Source organism: Klebsiella sp. HMSC25G12 (genome assembly GCF_001807705.1).
In the GTDB taxonomy this organism is placed as follows: Bacteria; Pseudomonadota; Gammaproteobacteria; order Enterobacterales; family Enterobacteriaceae; genus Klebsiella; species Klebsiella variicola.
Genome location: NZ_KV789837.1, coordinates 33,004 through 40,257, shown reverse-complemented (window position 1 = coordinate 40,257; position 7,254 = coordinate 33,004). Strand labels below are relative to the sequence as shown.

Here is a 7,254-nt window from a genome sequence, read left to right as displayed (position 1 = left end):
AAAGACTTATCTCTTAAGATCCTGTCTATGAGGAACGTCTATGATCCGCAGTATGACCGCCTATGCCCGCCGTGAAATCAAGGGTGACTGGGGTAGCGCCGCATGGGAGCTGCGCTCGGTAAACCAGCGCTATCTGGAAACGTACTTCCGCCTGCCGGAGCAGTTCCGTAGTCTGGAGCCCGTGGTACGCGAGCGCATTCGCGCCCGCCTGACTCGCGGTAAAGTCGAATGCACCCTGCGTTTTGAACAAGATCCCAGCGCTCAGGGTGAACTTATCCTCAACGAAAAGCTGGCTAAACAGCTGGTCAACGCTGCCAACTGGGTGAAAATGCAGAGCGATGAAGGGGAAATCAACCCGGTTGATATCCTGCGCTGGCCGGGCGTGATGGCCGCCAAAGAGCAGGATCTCGACGCCATCGCCGCCGACATTCTGGCCGCTCTTGATGGCGCGCTGGACGACTTCATCGTCGCCCGCGAAACGGAAGGCCAGGCCCTGAAAGCGCTTATCGAGCAGCGGCTTGAAGGGGTGAGCGGCGAAGTGACCAAAGTTCGCGCCCATATGTCGGAAATCCTCCAGTGGCAGCGCGAGCGTCTGGTTGCCAAACTGGAAGACGCGGAAGTGCAGCTGGAAAATAACCGTCTTGAGCAAGAGCTGGTGCTGATGGCGCAGCGTATCGACGTTGCCGAAGAGCTGGACCGCCTCGAAGCGCACGTTAAAGAGACCTACAACATTCTGAAAAAGAAAGAGGCTGTGGGTCGCCGTCTCGACTTTATGATGCAGGAGTTCAACCGTGAGTCGAACACCCTGGCGTCAAAATCGATTAACGCCGAGGTCACCAACTCCGCGATTGAGCTGAAGGTACTGATCGAGCAAATGCGCGAACAGATCCAGAATATCGAGTAAATATTTAAGAGCTATCACAAAGACGCACGAAACCAGTAAAGCCCGCACTCAGACGGGCTTTTTTGTTATCATCGGCTATCATAAAGACGCAACAAAGCGCATGATTAGGGTGTAGACCTGGGTGTACCCACGGCGTTAGGTGTACTCAGCTAGGTGTACACCCCTTATTAAACTTTTGGATATTCGCAAAATGCCAAAACTTACAGACATGCAGATCCGCGCATGGATAAAGGCCGGGGAGCGATTCGAGGGGCGATCTGATGGTAACGGGCTTTATCTTTCATACCGCGAAAACTACCAAACCCCCGTATGGCGCTTCCGCTATAAATTCGCAGGGAAACCCCGCGCCATGCTGATTGGCTCTTATGCCGAGCTATCGCTCTCAAAGGCCAGAGAGACCGCTAAAGAGCTATCGGCTCGCGTTGCGCTGGGTTATGACGTTGCCGGGGAGAAGCAGGAGCGGAAATCCGAAGCACTGGCGAAGATGGAAGCAGAAAAAAATGCCATGCGCGTTTCAGAGCTTGCCGCTGAATACTTTGAGCGTCAGATCCTGCCGCGTTGGAAGCACCCCGATATACTCCGCCGCCGTATCGACAAAGATATAAACCCCTGCATTGGCAGCATGAAGGTAGAGGACGTGAAGCCGCGCCATATCGATGACATGCTGAAAGGTATTGTTGACCGTGGAGCGCCGACCATAGCAACGGACGTGCTGAGATGGACGCGCCGCATATTCGACTACGGAATCAAACGGCACGCGCTGGAGATTAACCCCTGTTCAGCCTTTGAGGTGGCAGACGCTGGAGGGAAGGAGGTTAGCCGCGACCGCTGGCTAACCCGCGATGAGTTAATCCAGCTATTCAAAGCCATGCGCACGGCTAAGGGATTCAGTCGCCAGAACGAAATCACGTTCAAATTACTGTTAGCGTTATGCGTCCGCAAAATGGAGTTATGCGCCGCCCGCTGGGAGGAGTTTGATCTTGATAAAGCCGTATGGCGCTTGCCAGAGGAACGCAGCAAAAACGGCGACGCTATAGACATTCCATTAGCACCGCCAGCAGTCGAATGGCTGAGAGAGCTTAAAACGTTCTCATGCAACAGCGCATGGGTACTGCCAGCCAGAAAGATGCAAAACCGCATGATCCCCCATATTCAGGAAAGCACCCTGCCCGTTGCGCTGGCGAAGGTTCGCGCTGAAATGCCGGATGTGCCGAACTTCACTATTCACGACTTCCGGCGCACGGCCCGCTCCCATTTAGCCGCGCTGGGCGTTGATCCTGTAGTCGCAGAAAGATGCCTTAACCACAAAATTAAAGGCGTGGAGGGTATCTATAACCGTCACCAGTATTTTGATGAACGCCGGGCCGCGTTAACACAGTGGGCGGGCTTGCTGGTGGCACTGGAACGCGGCGAAGAATACAACGTTACACCGCTGAGAAAGGCGAAGTAACCAAGATATGTAAAGAATCAGAGGACAGATTGAGCCTAGCCCGACGGGGTGAAAAGCGGGAAGCCTTACCGCCTGGCTCAATCACTTTAAAGGCATGGCGTAAAAGGTAACGTTATGGCACATGGCAAATTAATTAATATCTGGGAAAAAAATACCATCCCTCCATTACCGTGGTGCTCACTAAACAGAGCAGCAACACTATTGAAGTGCGAATTATCAGACTTCTCAGCATGGATGAATCATCTAAATCCTATGATTGAATTTAAACAAAGTTCAGTGGAAGGTACTCTGACGGTTACATTGAATAACTATGATAACCCATATGAGTATGGGGATATTTCAAAAGAATATATTGACCTTATACCTGTGGCATCACGAGGCGGATTGACTCCAACTTCGCCAATGATAGATACCGCATTCACCATTGATAAAAATAAAAAAACACTGGATTTTGTGGGCTACTTTGATGGTATGGCATCCGTTTTAGAAGGGATGTATTTAATTGAAAATGATGAGCTAATGGTCCTTCCGCAAGATTTGTTCTGCGAGATTCCTATTGCAAAACTAGGCGCTCCATATGTTGGTGAAGACTGCCCGGTACTGTCAGTAGATGATATTTTAATTAGACCTGTTTATGCGTATTGCTACGATGCTCAGCCAATTGTTTTGAGTATGAATGATGTTTATCTAAGCAGGGAGGATATAGAGCTAATTTACAATTGCGGAGTTCAAGGTATAGATTTACCAGAAGATAGATTGGCCGTGTCTGAATCAATTAAGGCTAAGCCAAAAATTAGGGAAACGGCAAAGCAATCTAGATTTATTGCTTATCTAATAAATGCTCTAGGCGTGAAGCAAGACGAACTAAAAACACTTTCCATCAAAAATATTATGGATAGATTAAGCCATATGGCAAATGAGATTAAATTTCCTGATGTAACGGATGACTCTTTACGGGATTGGTTGGAAAAAGCCGGTTATAGGTAATTATGGTTAGTTTTCGCCAATGAAGATGTGCCGTTAGTTTCAAGCAAACAATCTCATAACTCGGAGGAATTTTCTAAAACTCGGCGAGATTGTGAACTGCTATTGATAGCCTTTCCATCACCAGCTATCACAGGAGTTACGGGACATATGACAGCCTCTCAAACCGCACAATCAGCACTTCCCACTACTGGATACATCCGCCGCTTTCGAATGCCGGCGTTGTTAGGGGTATCAATGCCAACCATTGATCGATGGGTTAAAAACGGCACGTTGCCACGCCCGGTGAAACTCACCAATAACGTGACCGCCTTTGATGCGGTAGAGATTAACAACTGGCTGGCAGAGCGTCGGGGAAAGGTGGCCTGATGAAAAAAGAAAACCGCCCCGGACAGCAGGCGGCTAACAACATAGATATTCGCGGATCTGATGTTACGCCACCAGCGCCCACCACACAAGCGCCACGCCGCACACCGAAGAAGCACCGCGCCCGCGTCTACATGCTACGCACTGGCGTAGAAGGATGGACAGAAAACGACATTCTGCGATATTGCCGCCTTTCGTCTGGAAGGAACTACGCCAGCGAGTTAGAGCGCAGGCTTGATATTCAGCTTGAGCGTATTGACGAAAAGAATCCCGACGGGATCGGGTCACATTTACGCTATCGCTTTACCGGGCGCGGTGACGTTCTAAAAGTTATTCGGCTTGTGAACCATAACGCCGACGCTGGGGGCTATCAGGGACTTTCTCAGCCTGAAATTGCCGACATTCTCAATCTATACCCGGACAATCTCACCGCCGCATAACGGAGCCGAAAATATGACTATCGAAAAAAGCCGATTCAATTCGGAGGCCGCCCCGCAACCCAACGTTAACACGGGAGTAATTAACGGCAACGACTTCGCCGCTATTGTCCCGGTCATTACCGGGCAGATTGGCGGGCGTGAAGCCAATATTGTGAGCGCCAGAGCCTTGCGTAAGGCGCTGGGGGTGGGGCGAGACTTCACCACTTGGATTAAAGGGCGCATTAGTCAGTATGGTTTTGCCGCTGGTGTGGATTACATCACCGTTGAAAATTTGAGCTCACCCGTTTCGGGGAGCGCAAAAACTCGCCAGCAAATAGAGCATGATTACCTGCTATCGCTGGATATGGCTAAAGAAGTGGCAATGGTTGAGCGTAACGAGCAGGGGCGAGCTGTGCGCCGCTATTTCATCCAGTGCGAGGAAGCGCTACAGCTGAGTGCGCCGGAAATCGCCGCTCAGTATCGCCGCCAGCTAAAAGCCCGTATCAGTGCCGCCAACCTGTTTAAGCCGATGTGCGCAGCACTTGAAAGCGCCCGCGCAGAACAGGGCAAACAGACACAGCAGCGCCACTACAGCAACGAGAGCAACATGATCGCCCGTATCGTGCTGGGTGGCATGACGGCAAAGCAGTGGGCGCAGGCAAATGGCATTACTGGCGAACCACGGGACAGCATGAACGCAGCACAGCTTGAACACCTCTCCTATCTGGAAAGCACCAATATCACGCTAATTGAGCTGGGGCAGGACTACGACCAGCGCAAAGCTGAATTAATACGACTGTCTCAGCGCTGGTTAGCGAAACGTGCGGGGGTGAACCATGCGTAACCAGAACCCACAGCCGGGAAGCCGTTACAAGGATTCTCACGGGGCTGTAGTGACCGTTGAGCGCGTCGAGCATAACCGCGTGACGTTCTACCGCGACGGATATCAGCACCCGTGCGTACAGCCTATTGAGCGATTCATGAAGGAGTTCCGGGAGGTAGCACCGTGATACTGCGTAAATCAGCCGTCCAGAAAGAAGCCATTAATCTGGCTGGCCTGTTAGCAAATGTTAACCCGCAGAACCTTATAAAACCTGATATTCATCGCCGCGCCGTTGCGACAAATGACGACATTTTAGAGGCGTTTTCTGGGCTGAGAATTGGGCTGCGAATCCTAATAAATCCTAAGTTTTTTTCGAGTTTTGCGACCAGTACGCGCACGCGCGAAGGTGAGTTTTGCGAGTCCATAAAAAAGGGCTTGCCGACTATCGCCAACCCGGTTTATGGTTATAGCGCACCTGCAAAATCAGGCGCCGGGATTGAGACCCCGAACACACTAAGGGCGACACAGACGCCGAAAGCGTCTTTTTTTGTGTCCAGTCACTACGCACACCTAATCAGCGGCCTAGCCCGTACTGTATCAATGGTGGCGTTAGTGGGGCTGCGTTCGCGCAGGCCGGTTTCCTTTGTGTCCGGTAGTCTCAACCCTGCTAACGTCACCGCCAATCATGACATTGAGACGTCAGGCGTTGACTCCTTAAACACAAAGGAGGCTGCCGCTATGCTGGCTACTACCCCTACCCAGAATCCGCAATTTATCTGGTTAATCGCAGCCGTTCGCCGCGATATGCCGACAATTACCGCCAAAATTCACCATATCGCCGCAGAGACTGAGCAGGAAGCCCGCCGTTCACTGGCGCGGGATCACGTTTGCTTTTTCGCCGGACGTATTCGCACAGGGGGCGCACATGATTAATTACTTCCGTGTTGCAGGATGCGCCACCGCCCGGAGCGGCGAATTAGTCGAGTTCGTTTATATCGTTGACGCCCACAGCACTATCAGCGCCAAAGCTGAGGCGCTAAATCAGGCCAGAAATGAACGCCTTTCCAACATCCAGATTAACCGCATTCGTGAGGTGGCAGCATGAGCCTGTATAACGATTTAGTGTCCTGCAACTTTGATGGTTGTACACCTGATGATCTGAAAGGAATTGAGAGCCGCGCCAGTGATGCCGTGAGTGATTTAATGCTGGGCGTCAGTGCCATTGGTAGCCTCATGTTCTGGGCGGCTGATAGCGATGACTACCCGGAGGAAAGCGCTAAAGCTGATATGTACAGCTTAGGCGCAATGCTGGGACGTATCGGAGAAGTTGCGCGGGCGCTGAATGATAACGCTACAAACGCCGCATTCTTGCTCTCAATCAGTGAAAAAGAAGCCAAAGGGAGGGCGGGCAAATGAATATAAACGCTTTATACCACCACCCTGCCGAACTTGAAGCCGAAGCGATGCTATCTCGCAAAGAATCATACCCGGATGATTTTACGCTGGCAGACCGAACAGCAGAACGCATGACCCGCGCCCGCAATGGGCTGGCTCACGTTATGACTGATTTAGCCACTCAACTAAACGATGAACAGGCCGAAATCGTGTATTGCTGGCTGAGTAAAGCCCTGGAGATTGTCGATATGGCCAGAATTGATGCGGAGGGCAGCGCATGAGCAACGCGCCGACCATTAAATCGGGAAATGCCGACTTATTACACGCCGAAGCCACACCGCACGGCGTCAATATCATGGCCCGCAATGATGCCGGGGGATATGAGCAGGTTGCTCTTATCAGCTACGAGAGCGCCGTGAACGGCCTTGACGCCGGAGAGTACGACGACAAGCCAGATATCGGATACGCCATACATTTTGCCGTTGCTGATGGCGGGGCGCGTGGCTGGTTCGACTTCACCGCGCAGCATAACGTCACTATGTGGCGCTGGCTGATTGCTGCCACGTTCATTTCTGAGATGAAGCGCGAAAACGGCACAACCACCATCAAGGAGGATGACGGCACAACGTCAAAAGTAGCGATTTACTCCAATGGCACGGCGGGGATTGTGGTTTACCCGTTCGCGGAACGTCTGGCGATGGCGAATAACATCGAGGGCGCAATGATTGAGCGCTACGGCATTGAGCAGGGAACGGCGAACGCCATTGTTTTTTATCAGGCCATGATCGACACGGAGCGCGGCGAGCTGACCCCGTTCGGGCGTCAGACGCTGGCAGAGCTACACGATGAATTCATTGCCGATCTGAATGAACACGGCTTGCCTGAAATGCCAGCGGCGCACTGAGGGAGGCAA

At 51.8% G+C, this 7,254-nt stretch carries 12 protein-coding genes; all 12 read left to right on the top strand.

Annotated features, from left to right (window positions below):
* Positions 1-40: 40 nt before the first annotated feature.
* The 12 genes from HMPREF3096_RS06275 (at position 41) to HMPREF3096_RS06220 (ending at position 7,245) form a co-directional block, all read left to right on the top strand.
* Positions 41-904 (top strand): YicC/YloC family endoribonuclease, encoded by an 864-nt coding sequence (locus HMPREF3096_RS06275; RefSeq protein ID WP_032731488.1) that lies wholly within the window; start codon positions 41-43, stop codon positions 902-904.
* 190 nt (positions 905-1,094) lie between these two features.
* The gene (locus HMPREF3096_RS06270; RefSeq protein WP_070544357.1) at positions 1,095-2,354 is read left to right on the top strand and encodes a tyrosine-type recombinase/integrase; all 1,260 of its coding nucleotides are present in this window, start codon (positions 1,095-1,097) and stop codon (positions 2,352-2,354) included.
* A 114-nt stretch (positions 2,355-2,468) separates the two neighbouring features.
* Complete coding sequence (locus tag HMPREF3096_RS06265; RefSeq protein WP_124034788.1) at positions 2,469-3,341, top strand: hypothetical protein; 873 nt, start codon at positions 2,469-2,471, stop codon at positions 3,339-3,341.
* A gap of 147 nt (positions 3,342-3,488) precedes the next feature.
* The gene (locus HMPREF3096_RS06260) at positions 3,489-3,707 is read left to right on the top strand and encodes a helix-turn-helix transcriptional regulator (RefSeq protein WP_070544355.1); all 219 of its coding nucleotides are present in this window, start codon (positions 3,489-3,491) and stop codon (positions 3,705-3,707) included.
* A complete protein-coding gene (locus tag HMPREF3096_RS06255; protein ID WP_064158953.1) occupies positions 3,707-4,144 on the top strand; it encodes a hypothetical protein in 438 nt (145 codons plus the stop codon). The genes HMPREF3096_RS06260 and HMPREF3096_RS06255 overlap by 1 nt, the downstream gene beginning before the upstream one ends.
* Before the next feature lie 13 nt (positions 4,145-4,157).
* A complete protein-coding gene (locus HMPREF3096_RS06250; protein ID WP_070544353.1) occupies positions 4,158-4,967 on the top strand; it encodes an antA/AntB antirepressor family protein in 810 nt (269 codons plus the stop codon).
* On the top strand, positions 4,960-5,133 hold the full coding sequence (locus HMPREF3096_RS06245; RefSeq protein WP_048293902.1) for a DUF4222 domain-containing protein: 174 nt from the start codon (positions 4,960-4,962) through the stop codon (positions 5,131-5,133). The genes HMPREF3096_RS06250 and HMPREF3096_RS06245 overlap by 8 nt, the downstream gene beginning before the upstream one ends.
* Positions 5,130-5,879 (top strand): host cell division inhibitor Icd-like protein, encoded by a 750-nt coding sequence (locus HMPREF3096_RS28845; RefSeq protein ID WP_077270152.1) that lies wholly within the window; start codon positions 5,130-5,132, stop codon positions 5,877-5,879. Before HMPREF3096_RS06245 ends, HMPREF3096_RS28845 begins: the two co-directional genes overlap by 4 nt.
* Positions 5,872-6,051 carry a hypothetical protein gene (locus tag HMPREF3096_RS06235; RefSeq protein ID WP_070544351.1) on the top strand — a complete coding sequence of 60 codons (180 nt, stop codon included), beginning with the start codon at positions 5,872-5,874 and terminating at the stop codon, positions 6,049-6,051. The genes HMPREF3096_RS28845 and HMPREF3096_RS06235 overlap by 8 nt, the downstream gene beginning before the upstream one ends.
* A complete protein-coding gene (locus tag HMPREF3096_RS06230; protein WP_070544349.1) occupies positions 6,048-6,362 on the top strand; it encodes a ubiquinol-cytochrome C reductase in 315 nt (104 codons plus the stop codon). Before HMPREF3096_RS06235 ends, HMPREF3096_RS06230 begins: the two co-directional genes overlap by 4 nt.
* Positions 6,359-6,622, top strand: coding sequence for a nicotinic acetylcholine receptor subunit beta (locus tag HMPREF3096_RS06225; protein ID WP_070544347.1), 264 nt, complete (start codon positions 6,359-6,361; stop codon positions 6,620-6,622). Before HMPREF3096_RS06230 ends, HMPREF3096_RS06225 begins: the two co-directional genes overlap by 4 nt.
* Entirely contained in the window at positions 6,619-7,245 is a 627-nt protein-coding gene (locus HMPREF3096_RS06220) for a hypothetical protein (RefSeq protein ID WP_070544345.1), read from the top strand. Before HMPREF3096_RS06225 ends, HMPREF3096_RS06220 begins: the two co-directional genes overlap by 4 nt.
* Positions 7,246-7,254: the final 9 nt, after the last annotated feature.